Annotated in this window: 1 protein-coding gene; it reads left to right on the top strand. The window is 51.3% G+C overall.

Features of this window, described 5'->3' with window-relative positions:
• A partial coding sequence (locus tag FOF46_RS31240; protein WP_208746860.1) for an Ig-like domain-containing protein occupies positions 1-261 on the top strand: 261 nt, incomplete at both ends.

The following is a 261-nucleotide window of genomic DNA, read 5'->3' as shown; positions in this document are numbered from 1 at the left end:
CCGCACCACCAGTTGCTGGAACACTATCGGGAACTCAGGAAGCCTGTATTGCTGGTACGACAACCTTTAGCTCAACAGAAGCAGGAGGAAGCTGGAGTTCGGCAAACACATCAATCGCAACGATTAATTCGAGCACTGGACTGATTACGGGAGTAGCAGCGGGTACAGTGACCATGACCTATACGGTAAGTGGTACAGGAGGATGTCCTGATGCTACAGCAACCAGGGATGTAACCATTACCGCACCACCTACAGCAGGAA

This window comes from Aquimarina algiphila (genome assembly GCF_007489275.1).
Classification (GTDB): domain Bacteria; phylum Bacteroidota; class Bacteroidia; order Flavobacteriales; family Flavobacteriaceae; genus Aquimarina; species Aquimarina algiphila.
The sequence above is the reverse complement of the archived record's forward strand: the minus strand, read 5'-3'. Positions and strand labels throughout refer to the sequence as shown.